This is a genomic window from Micromonospora sp. NPDC057141 (assembly GCF_042670805.1).
GTDB lineage: Bacteria > Actinomycetota > Actinomycetes > Mycobacteriales > Micromonosporaceae > Micromonospora.
In genome coordinates this window covers 71,916-98,443 of sequence record NZ_JBHUVA010000017.1, presented here as the reverse complement: position 1 = coordinate 98,443, position 26,528 = coordinate 71,916, and the positions used below count along the sequence as shown (strand labels likewise).

22 protein-coding genes are annotated in these 26,528 nt (G+C 74.9%); 9 read left to right on the top strand and 13 right to left on the bottom strand.

Going from position 1 to position 26,528, the window contains the following annotated elements; genetic code table 11:
• Nucleotides 1-41: 41 nt before the first annotated feature.
• On the bottom strand, nucleotides 42-1,070 hold the full coding sequence (locus ACFT41_RS12945) for a 6-phosphofructokinase (RefSeq protein ID WP_377590487.1): 1,029 nt from the start codon (nucleotides 1,068-1,070) through the stop codon (nucleotides 42-44).
• Nucleotides 1,071-1,229: 159 nt separating this feature from the next.
• On the bottom strand, nucleotides 1,230-1,727 hold the full coding sequence (locus ACFT41_RS12940) for a polyadenylate-specific 3'-exoribonuclease AS (RefSeq protein WP_377590485.1): 498 nt from the start codon (nucleotides 1,725-1,727) through the stop codon (nucleotides 1,230-1,232).
• Between the two features lie 244 nt (nucleotides 1,728-1,971).
• Here ACFT41_RS12940 and ACFT41_RS12935 point away from each other — a divergent pair, with 244 nt between their 5' ends.
• Nucleotides 1,972-2,664 (top strand): Crp/Fnr family transcriptional regulator, encoded by a 693-nt coding sequence (locus ACFT41_RS12935; RefSeq protein WP_377613813.1) that lies wholly within the window; start codon nucleotides 1,972-1,974, stop codon nucleotides 2,662-2,664.
• Nucleotides 2,665-2,708: 44 nt separating this feature from the next.
• Here ACFT41_RS12935 and ACFT41_RS12930 read toward each other — a convergent pair whose 3' ends face one another.
• Nucleotides 2,709-2,957: a hypothetical protein gene (locus ACFT41_RS12930; protein WP_377586897.1), complete on the bottom strand. Its 249-nt coding sequence runs from the start codon at nucleotides 2,955-2,957 to the stop codon at nucleotides 2,709-2,711.
• A gap of 87 nt (nucleotides 2,958-3,044) precedes the next feature.
• Here ACFT41_RS12930 and ACFT41_RS12925 point away from each other — a divergent pair, with 87 nt between their 5' ends.
• The 3 genes from ACFT41_RS12925 (at nucleotide 3,045) to ACFT41_RS12915 (ending at nucleotide 9,213) form a co-directional block, all read left to right on the top strand.
• The gene (locus tag ACFT41_RS12925) at nucleotides 3,045-6,560 is read left to right on the top strand and encodes an ATP-binding protein (protein WP_377613814.1); all 3,516 of its coding nucleotides are present in this window, start codon (nucleotides 3,045-3,047) and stop codon (nucleotides 6,558-6,560) included.
• Nucleotides 6,561-6,760: 200 nt separating this feature from the next.
• Entirely contained in the window at nucleotides 6,761-7,588 is an 828-nt protein-coding gene (locus ACFT41_RS12920; protein ID WP_377586898.1) for a DUF308 domain-containing protein, read from the top strand.
• A 206-nt stretch (nucleotides 7,589-7,794) separates the two neighbouring features.
• Complete coding sequence (locus ACFT41_RS12915; protein WP_377586899.1) at nucleotides 7,795-9,213, top strand: trehalose-6-phosphate synthase; 1,419 nt, start codon at nucleotides 7,795-7,797, stop codon at nucleotides 9,211-9,213.
• Between the two features lie 49 nt (nucleotides 9,214-9,262).
• On the opposite strand, the gene ACFT41_RS12910 is transcribed toward ACFT41_RS12915, so the two are convergent.
• The 6 genes from ACFT41_RS12910 to ACFT41_RS12885 all read right to left on the bottom strand — a co-directional run bounded on the left by ACFT41_RS12910 (nucleotide 9,263) and on the right by ACFT41_RS12885 (nucleotide 14,581).
• Complete coding sequence (locus tag ACFT41_RS12910; protein ID WP_377586934.1) at nucleotides 9,263-10,057, bottom strand: alpha/beta hydrolase; 795 nt, start codon at nucleotides 10,055-10,057, stop codon at nucleotides 9,263-9,265.
• Between the two features lie 23 nt (nucleotides 10,058-10,080).
• On the bottom strand, nucleotides 10,081-11,487 hold the full coding sequence (locus tag ACFT41_RS12905) for a flavin-containing monooxygenase (protein WP_377586900.1): 1,407 nt from the start codon (nucleotides 11,485-11,487) through the stop codon (nucleotides 10,081-10,083).
• Nucleotides 11,488-11,623: 136 nt separating this feature from the next.
• On the bottom strand, nucleotides 11,624-12,349 hold the full coding sequence (locus ACFT41_RS12900) for an endonuclease/exonuclease/phosphatase family protein (protein WP_377586901.1): 726 nt from the start codon (nucleotides 12,347-12,349) through the stop codon (nucleotides 11,624-11,626).
• 10 nt (nucleotides 12,350-12,359) lie between these two features.
• Entirely contained in the window at nucleotides 12,360-13,316 is a 957-nt protein-coding gene (locus tag ACFT41_RS12895) for an ROK family glucokinase (RefSeq protein ID WP_377586935.1), read from the bottom strand.
• Nucleotides 13,317-13,386: 70 nt separating this feature from the next.
• Nucleotides 13,387-14,082: a hypothetical protein gene (locus tag ACFT41_RS12890; RefSeq protein ID WP_377586902.1), complete on the bottom strand. Its 696-nt coding sequence runs from the start codon at nucleotides 14,080-14,082 to the stop codon at nucleotides 13,387-13,389.
• 43 nt (nucleotides 14,083-14,125) lie between these two features.
• Nucleotides 14,126-14,581, bottom strand: a complete 456-nt coding sequence (locus ACFT41_RS12885) for an SRPBCC family protein (RefSeq protein ID WP_377586903.1) — start codon at nucleotides 14,579-14,581, stop codon at nucleotides 14,126-14,128.
• Nucleotides 14,582-14,702: 121 nt separating this feature from the next.
• On the opposite strand from ACFT41_RS12885, the gene ACFT41_RS12880 reads away from it, so the two are divergent.
• The 5 genes from ACFT41_RS12880 (at nucleotide 14,703) to ACFT41_RS12860 (ending at nucleotide 21,673) form a co-directional block, all read left to right on the top strand.
• Nucleotides 14,703-16,511 (top strand): AMP-dependent synthetase/ligase, encoded by a 1,809-nt coding sequence (locus ACFT41_RS12880; RefSeq protein ID WP_377586904.1) that lies wholly within the window; start codon nucleotides 14,703-14,705, stop codon nucleotides 16,509-16,511.
• Nucleotides 16,512-16,585: 74 nt separating this feature from the next.
• Entirely contained in the window at nucleotides 16,586-18,223 is a 1,638-nt protein-coding gene (locus ACFT41_RS12875) for a GAF domain-containing sensor histidine kinase (protein ID WP_377586936.1), read from the top strand.
• 7 nt (nucleotides 18,224-18,230) lie between these two features.
• Entirely contained in the window at nucleotides 18,231-18,899 is a 669-nt protein-coding gene (locus ACFT41_RS12870; protein WP_007072219.1) for a response regulator transcription factor, read from the top strand.
• 193 nt (nucleotides 18,900-19,092) lie between these two features.
• Nucleotides 19,093-19,905, top strand: coding sequence for an SAM-dependent methyltransferase (locus ACFT41_RS12865; protein WP_377586905.1), 813 nt, complete (start codon nucleotides 19,093-19,095; stop codon nucleotides 19,903-19,905).
• Between the two features lie 100 nt (nucleotides 19,906-20,005).
• Complete coding sequence (locus ACFT41_RS12860; protein ID WP_377586937.1) at nucleotides 20,006-21,673, top strand: putative bifunctional diguanylate cyclase/phosphodiesterase; 1,668 nt, start codon at nucleotides 20,006-20,008, stop codon at nucleotides 21,671-21,673.
• Between the two features lie 378 nt (nucleotides 21,674-22,051).
• On the opposite strand, the gene ACFT41_RS12855 is transcribed toward ACFT41_RS12860, so the two are convergent.
• From ACFT41_RS12855 to ACFT41_RS12840, 4 genes are all read right to left on the bottom strand, one after another.
• Nucleotides 22,052-23,176, bottom strand: coding sequence for a glycosyltransferase family 4 protein (locus ACFT41_RS12855; RefSeq protein ID WP_377586906.1), 1,125 nt, complete (start codon nucleotides 23,174-23,176; stop codon nucleotides 22,052-22,054).
• On the bottom strand, nucleotides 23,173-24,432 hold the full coding sequence (locus ACFT41_RS12850) for a M48 family metallopeptidase (protein ID WP_377586907.1): 1,260 nt from the start codon (nucleotides 24,430-24,432) through the stop codon (nucleotides 23,173-23,175). The genes ACFT41_RS12855 and ACFT41_RS12850 overlap by 4 nt, the downstream gene beginning before the upstream one ends.
• Nucleotides 24,433-24,573: 141 nt before the next feature.
• Entirely contained in the window at nucleotides 24,574-24,858 is a 285-nt protein-coding gene (locus tag ACFT41_RS12845) for a hypothetical protein (protein WP_377586908.1), read from the bottom strand.
• Between the two features lie 133 nt (nucleotides 24,859-24,991).
• Nucleotides 24,992-26,449, bottom strand: a complete 1,458-nt coding sequence (locus ACFT41_RS12840; protein ID WP_377586909.1) for an NYN domain-containing protein — start codon at nucleotides 26,447-26,449, stop codon at nucleotides 24,992-24,994.
• Nucleotides 26,450-26,528 lie beyond the last annotated feature (79 nt).

The following is a 26,528-nucleotide window of genomic DNA, read 5'->3' as shown; positions in this document are numbered from 1 at the left end:
CGGCGGTTCCCTGCGGAGCCGCCGCGCGCGCCGGGTTGGCGTCAGCTACCGAAGAAGACCTCGGCCTCCTCGTAGCGCTCCAGCGGCACGGTCTTCAGCTCGGCCGTGGCCTCGGCCAGCGGGACCCGGACGATGTCCGTGCTCTGCATCGCGACCATCTTGCCCCAGTCGCCCTCGTTGGCGGCGTCGATCGCCTGGAGGCCGAGCCGGGTGGCCAGCACCCGGTCGAAGGCGGTCGGGGTGCCACCGCGCTGGATGTGGCCCAGCACGACGGTGCGGGCCTCCTTGCCGGTCTTGGCCTCCAGCTGCTCGGCGAGCCACTGGCCGATGCCGCCGAGGCGGACGTGGCCGAACGCGTCCAGCTCCTGGTTGTGCAGGACCATCTGGCCGTCGAGCGGCTGGGCGCCCTCGGCGACCACGACGATGGGGGCGTACTGGTGCTGGAAGCGCTTCTCGACGTACCCGGCGACCTGCTCGACGTCGAACTTGCGCTCGGGCAGCAGGATGACGTTGGCGCCGCCGGCCAGGCCGGCGTGCAGGGCGATCCAGCCGGCGTGCCGGCCCATCACCTCGACGACGAGGGTGCGGTGGTGGCTCTCGGCGGTGGTGTGCAGCCGGTCGATCGCCTCCATGGCGATGTTGACGGCGGTGTCGAAGCCGAAGGTGTAGTCGGTGGCGCCGAGGTCGTTGTCGATCGTCTTCGGCACGCCGACGACGTTGACGCCCAGCTCGTGCAGCTTGGTGGCGACACCGAGGGTGTCCTCGCCGCCGATCGCGATCAGCGCGTCGACGCCCTGCGCGGCAAGGTTGTCCTTGATCCGCTCGACGCCGTTCTCGATCTTGAACGGGTTGGTACGGGACGAGCCGAGGATGGTGCCGCCGCGCGGCAGGATGCCCCGCACCTCCGCGATGCCGAGGGGCTTGGACAGGCCCTCCAGCGGGCCCTTCCAGCCGTCCTGGAAGCCCACGAACTCGTGACCGTAGGTGGCGACGCCCTTGCGGACCACCGCCCGGATAACCGCGTTGAGACCCGGGCAGTCGCCGCCGCCGGTGAGCACGCCGATACGCATGATCTGCTCATCCTCCTGGAGCATCAGGTGAAGCCCGATTTGCCCCAGGATAAGTGTCGGATCAGACCTCGGCACCGTTGCCGGCCCGGGGCGGGCCGTCCCTGCGAACTGTAGCCGCCGCGCCCATCCGCCGACCGCGCACCCCGGGCAGGAACGGGGTCAGCGGGCCGTCATCGCGCGCCAGCGGGCGAGGTTGTGCCGGGCGTCGACCAGCGCGTCGTGCCGGGCCGCGTCGGCGTTCGGCAGGGGCGGCCGGCCCCGGTCGTCCCAGAGCTGGCGCAGCTCCTTGGTGAACCGGGGGATCTCCCGGGGCAGCCCCGGCATCGACCCCCAGAGCTGGGCAAGGACCACATGGTCGTACGCGGCGTACCAGGCCCACAGCTCCAGCTGCTCGCCCGGCCGGCCCCGGATCGGCTCCATGAGGAAGTCGTGGAGGTCGTCGCGGATCCGCTCCCGCGACCGCCAGGCCCGGTCGGCCGGCGAGGGGAGCCGGTCAAGGACGTTGCGGCGCACCCAGGGCACGGCGCGGGAGTCGTCGAACTCCGTGGAGACGGCGTAGAACTCGCGCCCGAACTCGTCGACGACGCCGATCGACACGAGGTCGACGGTGCGCCCGTCCTCGATGAACTCGCAGTCGTAGAAATAGCGGTATATCATCGCCCGCCATCCTCGCCCACCGGTGCCACCCGCCGCCAGCCGGGGGCGGTGCACGTCACGACGCCCCTGCGCCGCAGCTCGGGACTGTTACGGAAGTGTCGCCGGGGGTGTACAGCGGGCGACCGGGCCGTCATGATCTGATGAGTGCCGCTACCGGACGTCGAACCGGTTCGCGACCTCGCGCCGGGGCTGACGGGTTCATCCCGCCGCGAGTTGAGGTCCTTTACCGGGGAGGGGTTGGGCCGTGGAGATGCGCCTGCCGGAGCCGGGTGACGCGCTCACGGGTGTCGAGATGTTCGCCGGCCTCGAGCCGGAGGTGCGGCAGCGGGTGATCGCGGCGGCGGTGCCGCGCACGTACCGCAAGGGCCAGTTGCTCTTCGTCGAGAACGACCCCGGCGAGTCCCTGATCGTGCTGCGCCGGGGCGCGGTGGCCGTGTTCCGCACCGCGCCGACCGGCGAGCGGGCCGTGCTGTCGGTGATCCGCCCCCCGGACGTGCTGGGCGAGGTTTCCCTGCTCGACGCCTCCACCCGCTCGGCGTCGGCCGAGGCGATCGAGGACTGCGCCGCCCTCGCGCTGTCCCGGCCCGCGTTCATGGAGCTGGTGCACTCCAACCCGCGCATCCTCGACGCGGTGATGCGCTCGCTCGGCGGGCTGATCCGCCGGCTGACCGAGCAGAACGCCGACCACGTCTTCCTCGACCTGCCCGGCCGGGTGGCCAAGACGCTGGTCCGGCTGGCCGGCGAGAGCCAGGCCCCGATGATCACCATCGAGCTCAACCAGAGCCAGCTCGCCGAGATGGCCGGGGGCTCCCGGCAGAGCGTCAACCAGGCGATCGGCTCCTTCGCCGGCCGGGGCTGGCTGCGCACGGAGGGTCGCCGGATCGTGGTCACCGACGTGGCGGCGCTGCGCCGCCGCGCCGGCATGAGCGACCGCTGACGCCGGCCGCGCCGCTGGTGGGCGCGGCCGGCGTCACCGATCCGTCACTTGTCCGGCTCGTCGGCGGGCGGCGCGCTCGGACCAGGGCCGATCTTCGACGGGTCGGTCGGCTTGGTCGTCGTCGTGGTCTTCGTGCTGCCCTGGTCGGGGCCGGTGCCCTGACCGTCCGGCGTGTCTACCATGCCCTGCTCCTCCAATCCGGCGAGAGTGACGGCGTCGACGTCGACCGTGTCGCCCGGGGCCCACAGGGTGCCTCGCGGGTCCGTCCACGCGGCTGACAGTCGTACGTGCACGGCACTCTCCTGGCGTTCATCTCCTGAGCGGAAGGTTAGTCTGACCCGGTCGGGCGCACGATCCGCCTGCATATCGGGTAGCCGACTCTGCCGCTCGGCGCGATACTGGGCCCACCTCGCGCTCTGGAGCCGACCATCGACCTCAAGTGTGGACACTGCTCACGCGAAGCCGGTCCGGACGACCGCTTCTGCGGTGGGTGCGGGCAGGCCCTGACCCGTGGCTGCGCCAACTGCGGGCACGCCAACGGCGCGGAGGCCAACTTCTGCACCAGCTGCGGGCAGCCGCTGCGGGACCGGCCGGTGGTGGTGCAGGAGGACCGCCGGCAGGTCAGCGTCCTGTTCATCGACATCGTCGACTTCACGACGTACGCGGAACGGGCCGACCCGGAGCAGGCCCGCAACCTCCAGCAGGCCTACTTCGCCACGGTTCGGCGGCTGGTGCACCAGTACGGCGGGGTGGTCGAGAAGTACATCGGTGACGCGGTGATGGCGCTGTTCGGGGCGCCCGTGGCCACCGACAACGACGCGCTGCGCTGCGTGCGGGCGGGGCTGGAGCTGCAACGCAACCTGGCCCGCCAGCCGGCCGGCCCGCACCCGCCGCTCGGCTTCCGGGTCGGCATCGCCACCGGCGAGGCGCTGGTCGACCTGTCCGCCGCCCGCGACGGCGGGCAGGGCTTCGTCACCGGCGACGTGGTCAACACCGCCTCGCGGTTGCAGTCGCTCGCCCCGTCGGGCGGCGTGGTCGTCGACGAGAGCACCTGGGCGGCGACCCGGCACGACCTGGAGTACGCCGACCAGCCGCCGGTGACGCTGCGGGGCCGCTCCGCGGTCAGCCGGATCTGGCTGGCCGTGCGAGCGCTGCCCCAACGGGACCTGAGCAGCGCCGAGCTGACCCCGATGGTGAACCGGGAGCACGAGCGGGGCCTGCTGGTCAACGCCCTGCACCGCACGGTGACCGAGCGCACCTCCCAACTGGTCACCGTCTTCGGCTCGGCGGGGGTGGGCAAGAGCCGGCTGCTGCGGGAGCTGGCCCGGCACGCCGCCAGCCTGCCCGGGCCGCCGATCACCTGGCTGGTCGGGCAGTGCCCGCCGTTCGGCGAGAACGTCACGTACGCTGCGCTCGCCGACATCGTGAAGAGCTGGGTCGGCGTGTCGAACGTCGACGACCCGACGGCGCTCGGCGACCGGCTGCGGCAGCGGCTGGGCCGGCTGGCCGACCCGCACGCCGTGCGGCTGGCCGACCCGCTCGGCCCGCTCCTCGGCCTGCCCGGCGAGCGGCTCACCCCGGGCGAGACCGAGACATCCTGGCGGCGGTTCCTGCTCGCCCTGGCCGCGGCCGGGCCGACGGTGCTGGTGTTCGAGGACATGCACTGGGCCGACCAGGCGATGCTCGCCTTCGTCGAGCAGCTCGGCGCGGCGGCCCGGGGCGTACCGCTGCTGGTGCTGGCCACCGCACGGCCCGAGCTGCGGGAGCGGCACCCGGCCTGGACGGGGACGATCAGCGGGGCGATGTCGATCTCGGTGCCGCCGATGCACGACTCCGACATCGACACCCTCTACTCGCTGCTGCTCGGGCAGTCCGCGCTGCTGCCCGCGTCCCGGGAGCCGCTGATCGAGTTCGCCGACGGCAACCCGCTCTACGCACAGGAGTACGCCCGGATGCTGCTCGACGGCGGGCTGCTCGACTCCCCCGGGCGGGCCGACCCGGCCCGTACGCCGGAGATGCCGCGCACGGTGCAGGCGGTCATCGCCAACCGGCTCGACCTGCTCGACCCGGCCGACCGGTCCGTTCTCCAGGCCGCCGCCGTCGTCGGCGTGCAGTTCTGGCCGGGGCCGGTGGCCACCGCGCTGGGCCGGCCCGTGCGGTGGGTGGAGCGATCGCTGGGCCGGCTGCAACGCCGGGACCTGGTATACGAGCAGCCCAGCTCGGCGATGCCGGGCCAGCCCGAGTACCGCTTCCGGCACATCCTGGTGCGCGACGTGTGCTATCAGCGGCTGCCCCGGGTCGAGCGGGTGCTGCGCCACCAGCGCACCGCCGACTGGCTGGAGCAGGTCACCGACGGCCGGCAGCAGGACCTGGTCGAGGTGCTGGCCAACCACCGCTGGGCGGCGCACGAGATCGCCCGCACGGTCGGCCTGGACACCGCGCCCTACGCCCCGGCCGCGCGGGCCGCGCTGCACCGGGCGGCCCGCCGGGCGTACGAGCTGCACGCGCTGGACACCGCCGCGACCCTGGTGGGGCGGGCGCTGGCCCTGCCCGGCGGGCCCGACCCGGCCCTGGAGCTGTTCGACGCGGAGCTGGCGCTGTTCCGCGACGGGGACGCGTTCCTGGTCGACGGCGGCGCGGCGCGGCTGGCCCGGCTGGCCGGCGGGCTGGCCGAGGCCGGCGAGCCGACCGGGGCGGCCCGGGCCTGGACGCTGCTCGGCACCGCCGCGTGGCGGCGGGCGGACCGGGCCGAGACGCTGCGCTGCCTGGACCGGGCGATCGGCATCTACGCCGACCTGCCCGACAGCGAGGAGAAGGCGAGCGCCCTGCTGGAGCTGGCCCGGATGCACATGCTCAACGCGGAGACCGAGCCGGCGTGCGCGGCGGCCCGGACCGCGGCCGGCCTGGCCGAGCGGCTTCAGCTACGGGAGGTCAGCGCGAGCGCCCGGATCACCCTCGCGGTGGCCCGCTACCTGTCGGGGGTGCCGGAGGCGTACGCGGAACTGGTCGAGATCACCGAGCACTGCCGGGTGGAACGGCTGGCCAGCCGCCGGCGGGCGGTGCACAACCTGGCCTGGGCGTTGCAGGAGGAGGGCGACCTGGCCGGCTCGGCGCGGCTGGTGGACGAGCAGCGCTCGCTGGACCTCGGCGGCGAGCACAGCCTCACCGCCAGTTTCGAGGACCAGTGGGCCCGGTCGTACTACGCCGGGGACTGGGGTTCGGCGGCGGAGCTGGCGGCCGAGTCGACGCGCCGGCCGACCGGCGAGTGGGACATGCACATCGTCGCGGTGTCCGGCTGGATGCGGGCGCTGCGCGGCGACCCGCACGCCGCGGCCGGGGACGACGATCCGGACCAGGTGGAGCGGGCGGTGGCCGCCGGGCGGCGGTCCGGCTTCCACCGGGTGCTGCGGTCCACGCTGGCCCACGCCGCGCTGTGCCGGGCCGTGCAGGGGCGCGAGGCCGAGGCGTTGCGGCTGCTCGCCGAGCTGGACGAGGACTGGCGGCGGACCCGGGAGATCCCGTTCGCCGAGTGGGTGCCGGCGATCGGCCACGTCGCGGTGGTGCTCGGCGGGGACGCGGCCCGACGGGTGCGCGGGCTGCTGACCTCCGCGCCCCGGATGACGCCCTGGGCCCGGGCCGCCGGGCAGGCCGCGGAGGCGACGCTCGCCCGGTCGGCTGGCGACGCCCGGGCCGCCGCCGAGCTGTCCCGGGCGGCGGCCGAGCAGTACCGGCGGATGGGCGACCGCACCGACCACGCGCTCGCCGCCGCGCTGTCGGTGTCCAGCCTGCGCGAGGTGGACCCGGCGGGCGCGGCGCAGGTGCTGGCCGAGGTGCGCGCCTTCGCCGCCCGCAACCACGCCCCGGGCCTGCTCCGCCTCGCCGGGACCGACGACTAGCCGGCCGCTGGGCTTCTGTTGGCAAGCGATTAGCGAAAACCGACATTGAGGCCCTGCCACGACCTGCGGCAGGGTCCTTACTTCGTACGGCACGCCACAACGCACTCCCGGAAGGGGGCCCTGACGTGTCACGATTCAGGGCACGGCGTGCGGGGCGCCGGGGGCGACCGCACCGGGAGGTGCGCGAGGGAGGATGTCCGGTGTCAGCGGGTAGGGCCCGCCGGGGGCGGCGGGACAACGGGCTCGACGCGAGCGAATACGCGGTCGCCGGCGACGTGGATCCGCGCGTGGGCGAGCACCTGCTCGACGTGCTGGCCGCGGGCGGCATCGCCGCTTACCTTCAGCCGTCGGCCGACCTGAACCCGGTCACCCGCACCACCACCGTCCCGGCGCGTCCCGTGGACCGGCTCTACGTCGACCGCTCCCACCTGACGACCGCGCGCGACTACCTCACCCAGCTCGCCGAGGAGGCTCCCGCCGGGCCCGTCCGCGACGAGCCCGACGTCGACGCCGAGTGGGCCCGCATCGTCGCCGGCTTCCACACCGCCCCGGCGGCCGGCGCGCACCCCTGGCCGGCCGCCGAGGACGTCGACGACGAGCCCGACGAGCAGCCGGCCGGCACGACCGGCCGGGTCGGTGCGGACGAGGGCGGCACCACCACCGACGTACGCCGGCTGCCGTGGGCCGCCGACGTCTCGGGTGTCTCCGTCGGCGGGGGCCGGCAGGACGAGCCGTCGCTGCTGGACGGGCTGGACACCTTCGGCGCCGGCCTGCCCGACGAGGCCGACGAGCGTTACACCCCGCCGCCGCCCCCGCCGCTGCCCCGCGTCTCCAAGTTCGCGGTGGCCGGCGTGCTGTCCATCGTCGCCGGGTTCGTGCTCTTCCTGGAGCCGACGCTGCTGCCGGTGGACCCGTCCGTGGTGACCCTGCTCGGCTTCACCGGCATCCTCGCCGGCTTCGTGACGCTGATCTGGCGGCTGCGCCCCGGCGACTCCGACGACGACCCCGACGACGGCGCCCGGGTCTGACCCCGCCCCACACGCTGGGTCGCGCACCGTCCCCACAGGCGGACGCCGGATGCCCGAATTGCGGGACGCGCACCGCCCCCACCGAGCGGTGTAACAGTGGTGTAACTTACTGTCAGTAGGAATACCGCTGTACGTCACTTCCCGCACTGGCTGCCCGGTTGTTCCTTGCTAGCGGTGGTCGGTCTCTGCTGATCGGAATGCCCGAGATGCGACAGAGCTCCCTCGTGGTGGTGGCCAACCGCCTGCCCATCGACGACAGTGTGGCGCCCGACGGCGCCTGCGAATGGCGACGCAGCCCCGGCGGGCTGGTGAGCGCCCTGCATCCCCTGCTGCGGCACACGCCGGCCACCTGGGTCGGCTGGGCCGGCGGCACCGGGCCGGCGCCGAGCCTGCCCGACATCGGCACCGTGCGGATGCGCACCGTGCCGCTGAGCGGCGAAGACTTCCGTGACCACTACGAGGGCTTCGCCAACTCGACCCTGTGGCCGCTCTACCACGACGCGGTCGAGCAGCCGGAATACCACCGCCGCTGGTGGGAGGCGTACCAGCGGGTCAACCAGCGGTTCGCCGAGGCGACCGCCGAGGTGGCCGAGCAGGGCGCGGTGGTCTGGGTGCAGGACTACCACCTGCAACTGGTGCCCGGCCTGCTCCGCGAGCTGCGCCCGGACCTGCGGATCGGCTTCTTCCTGCACGTGCCGTTCCCGCCGCCGGAGCTGTTCATGCAGCTCCCCCGCCGGGCCGAGCTGCTGCGCGGCATGCTCGGCGCCGACCTGATCGGCTTCCAGCGCGCCCAGGCCGCGCACAACTTCGCCCAGCTGGTGGCCAAGGTGCTGGAGCTGCCGGCGACCGACCGGCGCATCGGCGTGGGCGACCGGGTGGTCCGCATCGGGGCGTTCCCGGTCTCCATCGACACCGCCGAGATGGCCGCCCTCGCGGCCCGCCCCGACGTGGTGGCGCGGGCCCAGCGGCTGCGCCGCGACCTCGGCGACCCCGACCACGTCATCCTCAGCGTCGACCGGATGGACTACACCAAGGGCATCGAGCAGCGGCTCAAGGCCTACAGCGAGCTGCTGGCCAGCGGGCACGTCAAGGTGCGCGACACGGTGCTGGTGCAGGTGGCGGTGCCCAGCCGGGAACGGGTCACGCAATACCAGATCCTCCGCGACCGGGTCGAGCGCGAGGTGGGGCGGATCAACGGCGAGTTCGGCCGGGTCGGCGAGCCGGCCATCCACTACCTCACCCAGCCGTTCGACCGGGCCGAGCTGGCCGCGCTCTACCGCATCGCCGACGTGATGGCGGTGACCCCGCTGCGCGACGGCATGAACCTCGTCGCGAAGGAATACGTGGCGGCCCGGGTCGACGACACGGGGTCGCTGCTGCTCAGCGAGTTCGCCGGGGCGGCGGCCGAGCTGCCGCAGGCGCACCTGGTCAACCCGCACGACCTGGAGGGACTCAAGCAGGGGCTGCTCTCGGCGCTTGAGGCCGACCCGGCCGACGTCACGCCGCGGATGCGGGCGATGCGCGAGCACCTGCACCGCAACGACATCCGGGCGTGGGCCCGCTCCTACCTCAGCGCCCTCGACGACGGCGGTTCGCTGCTGACCCACCTCGCCCCGACCGGCTGACCCGGGCGTCCCCGGCGCGGCCCGCCTCCGGGTCGCGCCGGTGCGCCGGTCAGGCCGGCGGGTGCTCCTTCTCCAGCCAGTCCAGGATCGCGTCGATCGGCTCCCGCCAGCGGACGTCGAGCATCAGGTCGTGCCCCATCCCGGGAAAGAGCAGCGGGGCGCCGCCGTGCCGCCGGGCGGCCCGGGTCAGCGCGGCCGGCGGGACCACCCGGTCGTCGGGGCTGCCCAGGACCAGCACTGGCGGGTCGCCCACGGGCGGCTCCGGGGCGCGGTGGGTCAGCAGCTGCCACTGGGCGCGCCGCCCGGCCCGGCCGAGCCGGGCGGCGTACCGGCGGGCGTCGGCGTCGGGCAGCGCGCGGCTGAACAGCTGCCGGCGGCTCAGCCGCAGCCCCGCGCCGACGAGCGCGGGCAGGGTGCCGCCGGGGTTGCGGCGCAGCGCCGTGCCGAGCGTCGCCCAGTCGCCGAGCACCGGGGCGACCAGCACCGCCGCCCGCGCCGGATACCGGGCCAGGGCGTGCCGGACCACCAGGGCCCCGGCGCCGTGCCCCACCAGCACCGCCTGGCGCGGCAGGCCCGCCGCCACCTGCGTCACGTCATGGGTGTACGCCCGCAGCGTCGCCTCCGGCGCCGGTTCGCTGCCGCCGTGCCCGCGCAGGCTCAGCGCGTACGCCGGGAAGCCGCGACCGGCGGCATGGGACAGCCAGTGTTCGGCGAACGCCCAGGCCCCGTGCCCGAAGCCGGGCACGAACAGCAGCGGCGGGCGGCCCTGCTCGACCTCGGGGAGCGCGCTGAGCACCTCGCGGCGCGCCGGGCGGACCGGTCGGGCCCACTCCCGGCCACGCATGATCCGCACCCGCTGCTGCTGGCTCACTTCTCCCCCAGCTCGTTCATGGCGCGCTGGACGGCGCGCAGGTAGTCGGCGTGGCCCACCTCGAACCAGTGCCGGCTGCTGTCCTTGACCTTCCCCGAATACCGCTCGCCGGCCCCGGCGGTGACCCGCTGCGCGAACGCGGCGGCCCGCTCCGGCCGGCGCAGGCGCAACGCGAGCAGCCGGGCGAACAGGACGGTCTGCCAGTGCGACAGGGTGAAGACCCCCGAGTCGGGCTGGAGCAGGCCGACGACGGCGAGGGTCGGGTGGCCGGGGGCGAACGCGTTGAGCCACAGCCGGGGGCGGCCCGACCCGTCGGCGTCGCCGAGCACCCTGGGGTCGAGGAACTCGAAGCGCGGCAGGTAGCCGGTGGCGAAGACGACCAGCTCCGGGTCGATCTCCCGGCCGTCGGTGAGCTCCACCGCCTTGGCGTGGAACCGGGCCACGTCCGGCACGGGGGTGATCTGGCCGTGGCCGACGTGGTAGACGAGCTGGCTGTTGGCGATCGGGTGGGTCTCGTAGACCCGGTGGTCGGGCCTGGGCAGGCCGAACCGGGTCAGGTCGCCCACGGTGAGCCGCAGCGTCCAGTGGTAGAGCCACTGCCGCACGCGCAGCGGCACCCGCAGGGCGAGCAGGGTGTCGTTGACCTGGTCGGCGGGGCGTCCGAAGACGTACTTGGGGCCGTACCAGTAGCCGCGGCGGGTGGAGTGCCAGCAGCGGGACGCCTGCTGGGCCGCCTCGACGGCGATGTCGCAACCGGTGTTGCCGGCCCCGACGACCAGCACCCGCTTGCCGCGCAGCTGCGCCGGGTCCTTGTACGACGAGGCGTGCATGATCTCGCCCCGGAACTCCTCCAGCCCCTCGTAGCGGGGCAGCTTCGGCGACCAGTTGTGGCCGTTGGCGACCACCACGGCGGCGTACCGGGAGGTGCGCTCGGGGCCGTATCCGCCGGTGCTGCGGGTGGTGACGTCCCAGCGGTCGCCGTCGACCGGCTCGACCCGGATCACCTCCGTGCCGAACCAGATGTGCTGGCGCAGGTCGAAGTGGTCGGCGTAGCGCTCGAAGTAGGCCAGCAGCTGGCTGTGGTGCGGGTAGTCCGGCCAGTCGTCCGGCATCGGGAAGTCGGGGAACTGGGTGAACGGCCGCGACGAGACCAGGTGGGTGCTGGCGTACACGGGGCTGCGGTCGTGCCGCCAGTTCCACGCGCCGCCGACGCCGGTCTCCCGCTCGTAGCAGTCGACGCCGAAGCCGTGCTCGCGCAGGTTCTTCACGGCGGTGAGGCCGCTGGCACCGGCCCCGATGACGCAGACCGTGTCGCCGCGGTCGGAGACCGGTCGGGCGTCCCGGGGCGGGGCGAGCGTCGTCGCGTCCGGCTCGGGGCGGCCGGGGTCGGTGGAGGGGGACACCGGGTTCTCCTTATGTGCGGCACGAGTGCCGGAATCATTCTCCTCATGCGCGGCATGAGTGCCGGGTCGCTGCGAAATCCTTCCGGTAACCCGACCGGTTTGTCCAGTCCCTGTGGACGGTGGGTCGCGCGGCCCGTCAGCTGGCGACGGGCAGCAGCAGGTCGACCACGACCGGGAAGTGGTCGCTGGCCCGGCGGGCCTGTGGGGTGTCCACCACGTCGTAGTCGACCACGGTGATCCGGGGGTCGACGAAGACGGCGTCGATGCGGCGGCGCGGGTCCGCGCACGAGTAGGTGAGCCGGTCGGCGCGGTCGGCCGCGACCGCCGCGTCGGTCAGCCCCGCGCCCACGGTCGCCCAGGCCGGGCCGTCCGGGCCCTCGTTGAGGTCGGCCCCGGCCACCACGGGCAGGTCGGCGGCGGCCAGCTCCCGCTGGAACGCCGCCGCCTGCGCGGGACGCTCGGCCGGGTCGGTGGACAGGTGCGAGCCGGCCAGCAGGAACCGGGCCCCGCCGACCCGGCAGTCGGCGTACGCGGCGCCGCGCAGGTGCCGGCCCGGGGTCAGCGGGTAGCGCTGGCAGCGGGTGCCGCGGACCCGCACCCGCAGGCTGGTCAGCAGCAGGTTGCCCAGCGACGGCAGGCCACCGGCGGCGACGACCAGCCCGAACGACTCGGCCAGCGACGCAGACTTCTGCCGCCACCGGAACCGCCGGGGCGCCTCCTGCACGATCACCACGTCGGGGGCCACCGCGCGGACCACCGCCGCCAGCGCGGCCGGGTCGTCGCGCTGGCTGTGCACGTTGTACGACACGACGCGCAGCGACACGCCGCCCGGAGCCCCGGTCACCCGGCCAGTCTCGGTCACCCGGCCCGCCCTACTGCCGGCGGGCCAGGTCGGCGGCGCCGATCACGCCGGCGGTGTTGCCCAGCTCGGCGGGGAGCACCTCGGCGACGGGGAGCCGGCTGCGCTGGGCCAGCGCGTCGGTGAAGGAGCGCCGGGTCGGGCCGAGCAGCAGGTCGCCCGCCTCGACGACGCCGCCGCCGACGACGAGGACCTGCGGGTCGAGGATCTGCGCCATGTCGGCGAGGCTGGTGCCGAGCCAGCGCCCGACCTGCGCGAACGCCTCGGCGGAGACGGGGTCGCCGCCCTGGGCGGCGGCGGTCACCATCGGGCCGGTGACCGCCTCGGCCTCGCCGCCGGCCAGCTCCAGCAGGGCGACGGCCCGGTGCGGCTCCTGCCGGGCGGCGGCGCGGGCGAAGCGCACCAGGGCGCTGCCGCTGGCGTACTGCTCGATGCAGCCGAGCCGGCCGCAGCCGCACTGGTGGCCGTCGGGGACGGTGAGCATGTGGCCCAGCTCGGCGGCGATGCCGTGGGCGCCGCGCACCAGCTCGCCGCCGAGCACGATGCCGCCGCCGACACCGGTGCCGATGGTGAACATGACCATGGAGTCGTCGGCGTGCCGGGCCGCGCCGTAGCGGAACTCGGCCCAGGCGGCGACGTTCCCGTCGTTCTCGACGATCACCGGCAGGCCGGTGGCCCGGCTGACGTACTCGCGCAGGGGCTCGTCGCGCCAGGCCAGGTTGGGTGCGAAGAGGACGGTGGAGCGGGTGGCGTCGATCCAGCCGGCCGCGCCGATGCCGACGGCGTCGACCTGCCGGCCGGCGGCGAGTTCGGTGACCACCTCGATGATGACGTCCCGGGTCTTGCCCACGTTGTCGGCGGGGGTGTCCCGTCGGGCCTGCACGAGTACGTTGCCGGTGTCGTCGACGACACCGCCGGCCACCTTCGTGCCACCGACGTCGACTCCGATGGTCAGCGTCACCGCTGCCACTCCCCTCTGCTGTGCCACCCGGCACCGTCACGGCGAAACCGCCGCGCCGGTGGGTCGGGATGTCCGGTGGTCAGGCCCCGTCGCCTGGTGCGTCCCCGCCCGTGCCACCGGGGGCCCGCGACGCGGGCACCACGGGTCGGCCGGCCGGCGGCCGGGGAGCCCCCGGCGCGTCCGGCCCGGCGTCGTCGGCGGGCGGCACGGCGGCGGCCGGAACGCCCGGACCCTCCCCCCGGGTCGCGGCGGACCACACGTCCTCATCCGGCGCCGGGTGAGAATCATGCCCGGTGCGGGTGGCCTCGCGCCATACATGATCGCCCGATGCCTGGTCAGCCGCCGGTCGGGGCGGAGGCGCGGCGGCGTCGCCGGGCTGTCCGGCATCCGCAGCGGGCTCGCCGGCCGACGCGAAAGCGCGCAGCAGGCTGGCCACCCCGGCGGCCAGATCGCCAGCTCCCGTGGCGAGCCGCTCGGCGAATTCCGGACTCGGGTCGCGCAACGCCACGATTGCGCGGCAGAGTGGACAGACGCAGCATTCGGCCGCACCGGTGGCGAAACCGCCGGGGCCGCCGCCGGCCGGTCGCGCCACCGCAGGGCCGCCGGCGCTGTGACCGAGGACACTGGACACGATCCCACCGAGCGGACCGAAGGGCCCCGCCCCGGAACCGCCGCCCGATCCGGCGCTCGCGGCGGCCAGCCGGGCCGCCGCGAGGACCATGGCGACCAGCCGCTCCGCCTCTTCCCGGGCCGAACCCGGATCCGTATCCCCCATGGTCGGCTCCTCTACCGTGCCGGGCGTGCCGCAGCCGGTCGCGTCACCGCGCCGCACCGGTGTCTTCTACCCGGCGCTTGAGCTGCTTCAACGCCGCATCCATGATCATTTTCTCGGCCTTGCGGCGAAACATGCCGAGCATGCCCACCGAGAGCTCCACCTCCAGGGTGTAGGTCACCGTGGTCGTGCCGTCGGGGTTGCCGACCAGGTCGTACGACCCGCGCTGGGAGCGCTGCATCTTCGAGGGCGCCACCAGGTGCCACTCGATCCGGGAGATGTCCTCGGCGTACTCGTAGGCCAGCACGTACTCGTCGGCCAGCACCCCGGCGTCGAGGGCGAAGCGGACCTGGCTGGCGTAGCCGTCCTCGTACTCCTCCACGACCTCGGCGCGGCGCACCGCCTCGGTCCACTCGGGGTAGCTCGCGAAGTCGCAGATGACCGCCGCCACCCGGTCCGGTGACGCGCCGACGATGATCGACTGGGTGGAGGAGTCCGCCATGTGGGGAGGCTACCCGGCAACCTGCCTGGCGCACCCACCTGGTCGGGCGGGTAGGTTTCGACAGAGTCGGCCCGCCCGGGGCCCCGGCCCGCCCGGCCAGTGCGAGCACGAGGGAGTGCAGGTGCGCGAGTTCTCCGTTCCGCCGATCGTCACCGTCGGCGACTCGGCCAACCTGACCGACCCGGTCTGGGCCAACGCCGAGGCCGCCCCGGAGGCCGTCCAGTTCGCCCGCCCCACCGACGCGCCGGGCTCGGGCTGGACCGAGGTGACCTGCCGGCAGTTCCGCGACGAGGTGGTCGCTCTGGCCCGTGGGCTGGTCGCCGCCGGCGTCTCCCCCGGCGACCGGGTCGCCCTGATGAGCCGCACCCGCTACGAGTGGACCCTGTTCGACTACGCCATCTGGGCGGCCGGCGCGGTCACCGTGCCGATCTACGAGACGTCCAGCGCCGAGCAGGCCGCCTGGATCCTCGCCGACTCCGGCGCGGTCGCCGCCGTGATCGAGACGACCGCCCACGCCACCCTCGTCGCGGGCCTCCGCGACCGGCTCCCCGAGCTGGTCGACGTCTGGCAGATCGAGCTGGGCGCGGTCGACGAGCTGGTCGCCGCCGGGGCAGGAGTCGACCCGGTCGAGATCGACCGGCGGCGCACGGCGGTCAAGGCCGACGACGTCGCCACCATCATCTACACCAGCGGCACCACGGGTCGCCCCAAGGGCTGCGTGCTGACCCACCGCAACATGTACGCCGACATCGCCAACGCCGTGCCGGTGCTGCCGAACCTCTTCCTGCGCCCGGGCGCGTCGACCCTGCTGTTCCTCCCCCTTGCGCACGCCTTCGCCCGGCTCATCCAGATCGGCGTGGTCCAGGCCCGGGCCACCATGGCGCACTGCACCGACACCAGGAACCTGGTCGGCGAGCTCCAGGCGTTCCGGCCGACCTTCGTGCTGTCGGTGCCCCGGGTCTTCGAGAAGGTCTACAACGGGGCCCGGCAGAAGGCCGAGGCCGACGGCAAGGGCCGGATCTTCGACCGGGCCGAGCAGGTCGCCGTGGCGTACAGCGAGGCGCTGGAGTCACCCGGCGGGCCGGGCCTGGCGCTGCGCGCCCAGCACGCGGTCTTCGACAAGCTGGTCTACCGCAAGCTGCGGGCCGCCCTCGGCGGCCGGTGCCGCGACGCGATCTCCGGCGGGGCGCCGCTCGGCGCCCGGCTCGGGCACTTCTTCCGGGGCATCGGGGTGACCATCTGCGAGGGGTACGGGCTGACCGAGACCTCCCCCGCCGCCTCCGCGAACCTGCCCGACGCCACGAAGATCGGCACGGTCGGCCGGCCGCTGCCCGGCGTGACCATCCGGATCGACGACGACGGCGAGGTCCTGATCTCCGGCGACCTGATCTTCCAGGGCTACTGGCGCAACGAGACGGCCACCGCCGAGTCGCTCAGCCCCGACGGCTGGTTTCGCACCGGCGACCTCGGGCAGCTCGACACCGACGGCTTCCTCAGCATCACCGGCCGCAAGAAGGAGATCATCGTGACCGCCGGCGGCAAGAACGTCGCCCCGGCGATGCTGGAGGACCAGGTCCGGGCCCACCCACTGATCAGCCAGTGCGTCGTCGTCGGCGACCGGCAGCCGTTCATCTCCGCGCTGGTCACCATCGACGAGGAGGCGCTGCCGAAGTGGCTGGCCGCCCACGGCCGCCCCGAGGCCACCACCGTCGACGAACTGCGCGACGACGAGGCGCTGCGCGCCGAGGTGCAGGGCGCGGTCGACCAGGCCAACCTGGCCGTCTCCAAGGCCGAGGCGATCAAGGTGTTCCGGATCCTGCCGCGCGATTTCACCGAGGCCACCGGGGAGCTCACCCCGTCGCTGAAGGTCAAGCGGCAGGTCGTGCACGCCACGTACGCGGCGGAGATCGCCGACATCTACCGGCGCTGACTACGATCCGTCACGTGCCCGACTCCTCGACACCCGTCCGGCCGCCGACGCAGCCGCTCGCCACCGCCGCGCGCGTGGTCATGCTGGTGCTGGTCGCCGTCCTCACCCTCTTCGCCACCCGCGACGCCGGCCAGCTCTGGTGGATCGCCCTGCTCGGCGTCGCCGGACTACCCGCCGTCCTCGCCCCCCAGCACCGGCTGCTCGGCCCGCTCAGCCGCTTCGCCGAGGTGGTGGTGCTGGGCCTGGCCACGAGCCAGGTCGCCGCGGTCACCACCCTCAACGGCACGATCGGCGGCCTCGGCGCGTCAGCCGTGCTGCCGTACCTCGCCGTCCCGGTGACCGTGACCGCGCTGCGCCGGCGGTTCCGCGAGGGCGCGGCGCTGCTCGCCGTCGCCGCCGCCACCCTGCTGATCAGCGCCGCCCTCACCCAGGTCGACGGCGGCCGGCAGCTCGGCCAGCCGGGTTACCTGGCGGTCTGCGCCCAGTGGCTGATCCTCGCCGGCCTGGGCCTCTACACCGCCAGCACCCTGCACCGGGTGATGCTGGTCCGCGGCGAGGGCAAGCCCCAGCCGTACGCGGAGGCGACCCGACTGCTGACGCAGCTGCGCACGGTGGCCCGGCAGCTGCCGGGGGCGACCCTCGACCCGGGCGGCATCTCCGAGCACCTGCTGGAGGAGCTGCGCACCGTGGCCCGGGCGGAGCGGGCGGCGGTGCTCTCCGCCAGCGGCGGCGGCCGGCTGGTGGTGCTCGCCCAGGTGGGCGTGGACCGGGTCGACTGGGAGACCACGCTCGACGCCGACTCGGCGATCGCCGACGCCTGGGCCAGCCAGCAGCCGCAGACCGCGAGCCGCTCGCAGGCCCGCTCGCACGCCGGCGGCGACGTCTCCGCCCTGATCGTGCCCCTGGTCGCCGGGGTCCGCACGGTCGGCATGCTGGTGATGGAGGCGGACGTCGCACAGGCGTACCCGCCGCCGGTGGTGTCCCGGGTGACCGCGCTGACCCGCCCGGCGGCGCTGCGGCTGGAGGCCGCGCTGCTCTTCGACGAGGTGCGTTCGCTGGCCACCAACGAGGAGCGGCAGCGGCTGGCCCGGGAGATCCACGACGGGGTCGCCCAGGAGCTGGTCATGGTCGGGTACGGCATCGACAACGCCCTCGCCTACGTGGAGGAGGACCCGAAGGAGGCGACCGAGGCGCTGCGCACCCTGCGCGGAGAGGTGACCCGGGTCATCACGGAGCTGCGGCTGAGCCTGTTCGAGCTGCGCAGCGAGGTCGACCGGCACGGTGGCCTGGCCGCCGCCATCGCCGAGTACGCGCGCACCGTCGGGGCGTCCGGCGGGCTGCGGGTGCACCTGTCGCTGGACGAGTCCACGGCGCGGCTGCCCGCCGCCACCGAGGCCGAACTGTTGCGCATCGCCCAGGAGGCGGTCACCAACGCCCGTAAGCACGCCGGGGCGTCGAACCTGTGGGTCACCTGCGAGGTGGATCCGCCGTACGCTCAAATTGAAGTGTCGGATGACGGTCACGGCATCGGTGAGCAGCGCACGGACGGGCACTACGGTCTTGCGATCATGGCCGAGAGGGCGGAACGTATCCGGGGCCGATTGGAGATCAGGCCGCGCCAACCCAGTGGCACGACCGTGGCGGTGGTGCTCGGCTCCTCGCCCCGGCGCGATAGGGTGCGCGGCAAGGCGGCAGCAGCAGAAGGGGAGTAACCCGAGGATGACCACAAGCCCGACACCGGCGACCCGCACCAAGGTCCTCCTTGTCGACGATCACGATCTGATCCGCAAGGGGTTGCGGCACGCCTTCGAGCGGGACCGGCAGTTCGAGGTCGTCGGTGAGGCCGCCACGGCGGCGGAGGGGGTCCGGCAGGCCGGCGCCCTCCAGCCCGACGTGGTGATCATGGACCTGCGGCTGCCCGACGGCAGTGGCCTGGAGGCCACCCGCGCGCTCCGCAAGTCCAGCGCGTCGATGGGCATCGTCGTGCTCACCATGTACGCGGGCGACGACCAGCTCTTCGGCGCGCTGGAGGCCGGCGCGAGCGCGTTCGTGCCGAAGACTGCCCCGGCCGACGAGGTGGTGGCCGCCGCCCGGCACGCCGCCTCCTCGCCGAGCGCGTTCACGGCGGCCGACCTGGCCGAGGCGATGAAGCGGCGGCTCGCGCCGTCCGGCCCGCAGCTCTCCCCCCGCGAGGGGCAGGTGCTGCGGCTGCTCGCCGACGGGATGAGCGTGGCCGGCATCGCCAAGCAGCTCTTCGTCAGCGAGTCGACGGCCAAGACCCACATCTCGAAGCTCTACGAGAAGCTGGGTGCGGCCAACCGGGCGCAGGCGCTGATGACGGCGCTGCGGCTCGGCCTGCTCGAGGCGCCGGACGCCCCGAAGTTCTGACGCCGTCCCGCCCGGCCGGCAGGCACCGGCCGGGTGCTTCCGCGGGTGGCCGGCTGGTCCGGTCAACGGGACCCCGGCCGGTCGGGCGGCCCGACGGCGGCCCTCTCTGGTCACCCGCCCGGCGGGCGGGGCAGAATACCCGGGTGACCCGCGCGGGCGGCGTGGCCCGCGTCGTTGACAAAAGGGGTAGGGCATGCAGCGGCCGGACTGGGCACCCGACACGATCGACATCGAGCGTCCCAGCGTGGCCCGCATGTACGACTACTATCTCGGCGGCTCGCACAACTTCGCCGCTGACCGGGCCGCCGCGCGGGCGATGGTGGACGCGGTGCCCGAGGCCCCGTTGATGGCCCAGGCCAACCGGGCGTTCCTGCGCCGGGCGGTGCAGTTCCTCGCCGAGGCGGGCATCCGCCAGTTCCTCGACATCGGCTCCGGCATCCCGACCGTCGGCAACGTGCACGAGATCGCCCAGCGGGTCGCCCCGGAGTCCCGGGTGGTCTACGTCGACGTCGATCCGGTGGCCGTGGCGCACAGCCGGGAGATCCTCAGCGGCGACGACCGGGCGACCGTCTTCCAGGAGGACCTGCGCCACCCGGAGCGGATCCTGGCCCACCCCGAGGTCACCCGGATGCTCGACTTCTCCCAGCCGATCGCGGTGATGATCGTGGCGGTGCTGCACTTCGTGCCGGACGACGACCGGCCCGACGAGATCCTGCGGACCCTGCGCGCGGCGCTCGCCCCCGGCAGCTACCTGGTGCTGTCACAGGCCTGCGACGACGACCGGCACGACACCGGGGAACGCGAGGAGGCCGAGGCGGTCTACCGGCGCACCGACAACCCGCTGGTCATCCGCAGCCGGCGTGAGCTGACCGCCCTCTTCGACGGCTTTCCGCTGGTCGACCCCGGGGTGGTCTGGGTGCCGCAGTGGCGGCCGGAGACGCCGGAGAGCGCCGAGGACGCCGAGAAGGCGGTCTTCATGGGCGGCGTCGGGCGGCTCGGTGGATGAGCATCCGGACTCCGGGTCAGGCCCCGGCGGGCACGCCTCCTGCCCGGGGGTGTTCGCCCGGGCCTGGGCGAAGGCGGTCTCCGGCACCAGCTACCTGCCGATGACGCAGGCCCAGCTGGAGGCGCTGCTGCACCGGCTCACCGGGCGGCTGGCCGAGGCGCTGGTGTCCGAGCCGTTCGACGTGCGGGTCGGCCACCAGGTCGGTGCCGAGCTGGTGGCGGCGCACATCGCCTCCGCCGAGGGCCTGGGCCGGACCATCGAGGTCATCCAGCTCCGGCTGCTGCGCGACCTGGGGCTGGTCAACGAGGACGTCGAGGACCGGATGGCCCGGCTGCTGGCCACCGTGGCGACCGGCTACGCCCGGGCGCTGCGCGACCGCACGCTCGACGAGCAGGAGTCGATCCGCCGGGCCGCGATGGTGGCCCGCGCGGAGGCCGAGCGGGCCCTGCGGGACAGCGAGGCCCGGTTCCGCCACCAGGCCACCCACGACCCGCTGACCCGCCTGCCCAACCGCACGCTGTTCACCGAGCGGCTCGCCGCCGCGATCGACTCCCCCGGCCGGGGCGCGGACCGGGTCGGGGTGTGCTTCCTCGACCTCGACCGCTTCAAGGTGGTCAACGACTCCCTCGGCCACCAGGTCGGCGACATGCTGCTGGAGTCGGTGGCCGACCGGCTGCGCCGCGCGCTCGGCGAGCACCTGGTCGCCCGTCTCGGCGGCGACGAGTTCGTCATCCTGGTCGAACGCACGGCGGGCACCGACGACGTGGTGAAGGTGGCCGAGACGGCGCTCGCGGCGGTCAGCGAGCCGGCCCTGGTCGACGGGCACGAGCTGACCGTGTCGGCGAGCATCGGCATCGTCGAGCGCCCCGTGGCCGGCACCTCCCCGATCGACCTGATGCGGGCCGCCGACGCGACCCTGCACTGGGCCAAGGCGGCCGGCGGGGCCCACTGGGCGCTGTTCGACGCCGAGCGCAACCGCCGCGAGCTGGCCAGGTACGCCCTGTCCGCGGCAATCCCGGCGGCCCTCGAACGGGGCGAGTTCCACCTCGACTACCAGCCGCTGACGTCCCTGCGCGACGGGCGGGTGCTCGGCGTGGAGGCGCTGGTCCGCTGGCAACACCCCGAGCTGGGCAAACTCTACCCGGGCAGCTTCATCGAGCTGGCCGAGGAGACCGGGCTGATCGTGCCGCTGGGCAGCTGGGTGCTCGCCGAGGCGTGCCGGGAGGCGGCGACCTGGTCGTCGTTCGGTGCCGCCGCGCCGTTCGTCAGCGTCAACCTGGCGGTCCGCCAGGTGCACCGCCCCGGCCTGGTCCGGGAGGTGTGCGACGTCCTCGAACGCACCGGCCTGCCGCCCGAGCGGCTCCAGCTCGAGGTCACCGAGAGCACCATGATGAGCGCCGTGGAGGAGCCGGTGCGCGCCCTGCGGGTGCTGGCCGACCTGGGCGTGCGGATCGCCATCGACGACTTCGGCACCGGCTACTGCAACCTGGCCTACCTGCGGGACCTGCCCGTGACCGAGCTGAAGGTGGCCGGGGAGTTCGTGGCGGGGCTCCGCGCCCCGGCCGACGACCCGGCGAGCCGCACCGACGAGCGGATCCTCGCCTCCCTGGTCTCGCTGGCGCGCGCGCTGAAGCTGACCGTGACGGCCGAGGGGGTCGAGACCGAGGGGCAGGCCGACCGGCTGCGGGCCATCGGCTGCGACGCCGCCCAGGGCTGGCACTTCGGCAAGCCGGCACCCGCCGCGCGCCTCCTGGAACGCCTGGCCTGACTGTGAGCGCCCCGGCGTCCGCTTCCCCCGGCGTCCGCGCCCCCGGAGCCCGGCCTCCCGTCGGCGACGGTGCGTTCGCGCCCCTTGGGAGCTGCCCGCACAAACGGGGCAGTGCCCGGAGCGGGCGGAGCGCCACCCACGGCCCGGTCCACGGCCCGGTCCACGGCCCGGTCCACGGCCTGGTCCACGGCCTGGTCCACCGCTTGGCCCACGGCCCGGTCCACCGCTTGGCCCACGGCCCGGCCCACCGCTTGGCCCACGGCCCGGCCCACGGCCCCGTCGACGCGGGCGCACAGACGGGGCAGCTCCCAAGGGCCCGCCCCATCCGGTCGCCCCACTCGCCGGTCCCCGCGCGGCGCGGCACGCACCAACGGCGGGTCAGCCGGCGAGGAGAGTGGCCATCCTGGCGGCCTGGGTCTCCCAGCGCCACTCCCGCTCCACCCAGGCCCGGCCCGCCGCGCCGAGCTGCCGGGCCAGGTCCCGGTCGGCGAGCAGGGTGGCCACCCGGTCGGCGAGTTGGGCGACGTCGCGGCCGGGGACCACGTACCCCGTCTCGCCCTCGCGGACGGCGTCCGGCGCGCCCCCGGAGTCGCCGGCCACCACCGGCAGGCCGGTCGCCGAGGCCTCCAGGTAGACGATGCCGAGCCCCTCGACGTCCAGGCCGCGGTTGCGGGTGCGGCAGGGCATCGCGTAGACGTCGCCGGCGGCGTAGTGGGCGGGCAGCTCCGCCGAGGGCACCGAGCCGGTGAAGACGACGTCCCGCTCGACGCCGGTCTGCCGGGCCAGCTTCTCCAGGTCGGCCCGGTAGGGCCCGCCGCCGACGACCAGCAGCGCCGCGTCGGGCACCCGGCGGCGGATCTCCGGCAGGGCCCGGATCAGCATGTCCTGGCCCTTGCGCGGCACCAGGCGGGAGACGCAGACCACCACCGGCCGGTCCGCGAGGCCGAGCCGGGCCCGCACCGGCCCGCCGTCGACCGCCGGATGGTACGTGTCGACGTCGACCCCGGGGGCCAGCCGGTGCAGCTCGGTCACCCCGTGCAGCGCCCGCTCCAGCCGGACACGGGTGTACTCGCCCAGGTAGGTGATCATGTCCGCGCCACGGCCGATCCGGCGCAGCGCCGTGCGGGCCACGGGCAGCGCCGCCCACCCCACCTCGTGCCCGTGGGTCAGGGCGACCACCCGGCGGACCCCGGCGCGCCGGCGCAGCCCGGCGGCGAGCAGCCCGAGCGGGGCCGCCGCCCCGAACCAGACGGTGTCGCACCCGTGCCGGCGGGCCAGCCGGGCGGCCCGGCGGGCGATCAGCGGGGTGGGCAGCAGCACCCGGGTGCGCTCCCGGACCACCTCGAACGGCTGGTCGGCGTCGAACTTCTCCGCCCCCCGCCAGCTGGACGCGTAGACCACCACGGAGCCGGTGGGCTGGCGGACGGCGAGGTTGTGCACGAAGGACTGGATGCCGCCCGGGCGGGGCGGGAAGTCGTTGGTGATCAGCAGAGTGCGGCTCATCTGCCGGTCTCCCTGGCGTAGGCGCGGGCGGCGGCCATCCGCTCGACGGTGGACGGGTGCGACGCCGAGTAGAGGTATTCCCAGCGGGGCGGGTCGGGGTCGGCCAGGTTCACCCCGGCCAGGCGGCGCTGCATCGCCTCGAAGGTGGCCGGGTCGCCGGTGAGGGCGAGGGCGTGCGCGTCGGCCCGCGCCTCGACCCGGCGGGACACCAGCGCCTGCGCCGGGGCGGTCACCAGCCCGGCCACCGTGACCAGCGCGAGCAGCAGCCCGAACGCGCGGGGCTCGGCGATCGAGTCGACGCCGGCCAGGCGCAGCAGCGGGCCGGCGGAGCCGAGCAGGTAGAGCACGACCACGGCCAGCGCGGCGCCCAGCGCCCCGGTGAGCGTGCCCGTGCGGACGTCCCGGTCCCTGGCGTGGCCCAGTTCGTGCGCGACGACGCTGGTCACCTCGGCCGGGGTCGCCTCGCGCAGCAGCGTGTCGTAGACGACGACCCGGCGGGTCGGCCCGAGCCCGGAGACGTACGCGTTGACCGCGCGGGTGCGCCGGGACGCGTCGGCGACCAGCACGTCGCGCACCGGCACCCCGTCGCGGGCCGCCATCGCCATCAGCTCGGTGCGCAGCGGCCCCTGCTCCATCGGGGTGAACCGGTTGAACACCGGCTCCACCAGCACCGGCAGCACGAACGACAGCAGCACCACCAGCCCGGCCGCGCCGGCCGCGCCGAGGGCCCACCACCAGCGCGGGGCGAGCCGGACCACGGTGTAGAAGCCGAGCAGGGCGAGCGCGCCGATCACCGCGCTGACGGCGTACGACCGGAGCAGGTCGGCCGTCCAGCCGCCCCAGCCCTGGGTGCTCAGCCCGTAGCGGGTGAGGATCGTCTGCCGCCAGGCGGCGAACGGCAGGGTGAGCAGGTCGGCGACGAGCAGCACGGCCAGCCCGCCGAGCACGGCCTGGGCGATCCAGTGGCCACCGAACGGGCGGGCCACCAGCTCCACCAGGCGACCGCCCAGCGGGGTCAGGCCGACCGCCAGGGCCACCAGCAGGCCCACGGCCAGCGCGGCCCAGCCGCCGGGGCGCAGCGCGGCACGGAAGGCCCGGGCCCGGGCAACCTGCTCGGTGGGGAGGTCCCGCAGGGCGGCGAGTTGGTCGGCGCGCGGGGCCGGCGGCCGGTGCCAGGGCACGAGCAGGGCGACGGCGACGAGCAGCGCGACGGTGAGCCCGGCGAGGACGAGCACCGCCCAGCCCCGCGGCGTCACCGGGCCACCCCGCGCCCGCCGTCGGCCCGGCCTCGTGCTCGCCCCATCCCGCCGCTCCTCCCGCCGCCGGGCCCCACCGCCGGGCCCACCGTGAGCGCCCATCCTATTGCCGGCGGCGGCGGGACCACCCGTGGCAGGGGGCTAGGCGGCGCGGCGGGGGCGGGCCGAGCGGGGACGGGCCACCCGGGCCGGGGCCGACCTCCGCGCCTCGTCAGCCGGCCGGCGCGCGGGCACGTCGGCGGCGGGCACCGCACCGGCGCTGGGCAGCACCTCGACGTCGAAGCCGGCGCGGGCGAACACCTCGATCGCCCGCAGCTCGGCGGGGCCGAGACCGCCCTCGGGGGCATCGGCGTCGAGCAGGGCGGTCACCAGGCAGTCGCCGCAGCCCGCACCCCGGACGCGGCACCTGTCGCAGTCGATCAGCATCGTTCCTCCTGAAGCGATGCGTCGGTGGACGGGCCGGGGCGGCGTCGCCACCGCCCGACCACCGTCGGTCACGCCGACGCTACGACAGGGGTACGACAGATTCGGACAACCGGCCAGCTTCCGCCGCAGAACGTCAGGACCGGGCCAGGCGGCGCAGCAGCGAGTCGGCACCGAGCGGGTACGCGCCGTGCCGGCGTACCCCGTCGGCGACCTCGCGGTCGGAGGAGACCACGACGACCGGCCGGCCCGCCGGTTCGGCCCGGACCAGCCGGCGGATCAGCTCGTCGGCGGTCTCGCCCTTGCGGGAGAAGAGCACCCGCACGCCGCGCGGGGTCGGCGGCAGGCCGTGCATCCGCTCGGCGCCGTCGAAGACCACGGTGACCTCGTCCCCGGTCTGCGCCGCGATCCCGCCCAGCCCGGTGATCAGCCGCTTGCGCTGCTGCTCCAGCGAGATCTCGCCGAAGCCCCGCTTCGTCACGTTGTAGCCGTCCACCACCAGGTGCGCCTTCGGCAGCGCGAGAAGCTGGTCGAGCCGGGCGGGGTCGTCGGTGTCCCGGGCCCGGGTGGCGGCACCGGCCGGGGTGGAATTCGGCTGTTCGGCGAAGGCGTCGGCCACGAAGTCGGCGGGGAGCCGGTCGACCGGGTCGAGCGCCAGCTCGCGGCGCAGCCCCACGGCGGCCTGCCCGATCGTCTCCAGCAGCAGCCAGAGCTTCGCGTCGTCGACGGAGCGGGCCTTGTTGGCGCTGACCCGGGCCACCCCGGCTGCTGCCTCGGCCTCGGCCAGTTTGGCCCGGGCGCGGCGCAGCTCGGCGTCCGCCTCGGCCGCCGCGCGGGTGGCCCGGCCCCGCTCGGTGGCCAGCAGCTCGGTCGCCCTGCGCTCCCGGGCCTGGGTCTCGCGCAGCGTACGGGCGAGCTGCCGGCTCTCCTCGCGGAGCTGGCCGAGTTCGTCGCGGACGCGGGCCAACTCGTCGCGGAGCTTGTCGGCCTCGACCCGGGCCACGGCCCGGTCGTGCTCGGCCCGGGTGGCACGCTGCTCGGCCTCGCGGACCAGCTCGTCGACGACGGCCTTGTCCGCCTCGGCGCGCACCGCCGCCCCGCTGGCGTCGATCAGCTCACGCCAGCCCCGGGGCCGGGCCAGGTAGGCCAGCGCGGCGACCTCGACCGGGTCGGCCGCGGCCGGGGCGGTGCCGGCGACCACGGCGGCGCCGAGGTCGCCGGAGTCGGCGAGCACCCGGGCGGTGATCCGCTGCCGGAACAGCGGGTCGGCGGTGAGCTGGGCGGCGATCATCGGCGCGCCGAGCCGGGCCCGTCGGTTGGGCGCGAACTTGGCCACCCGGCGCAGCGGCACGGGCACCTCGTCGCCGGGCAGGACCGGCAGGACGGCGGCGGTGAGCGCGACGATCCGCTGCCGCACCGGCTCCGGCAGCGTCGGCTCCGGCTCGGGCGCGGGCTCCGGCTCGGGCGCGGGCGCGGGCTCCAGCTCGGCCGGGGTGCTCGCCCCGGAGATCGGGTCATCCTCACCGGTGTGGCGCGCGGCGCCGACCGACTCCTCCTGCGGGAGGTTGTCGTCGTGCGGCTCGGTGAGGGGCATGTGGCAAGTCTCCCACCGCGACCGGGCCCACCGCCCGGTGAGTGAGCTGATCTCTCATCCTAGCCCCAGGAGTGACGGA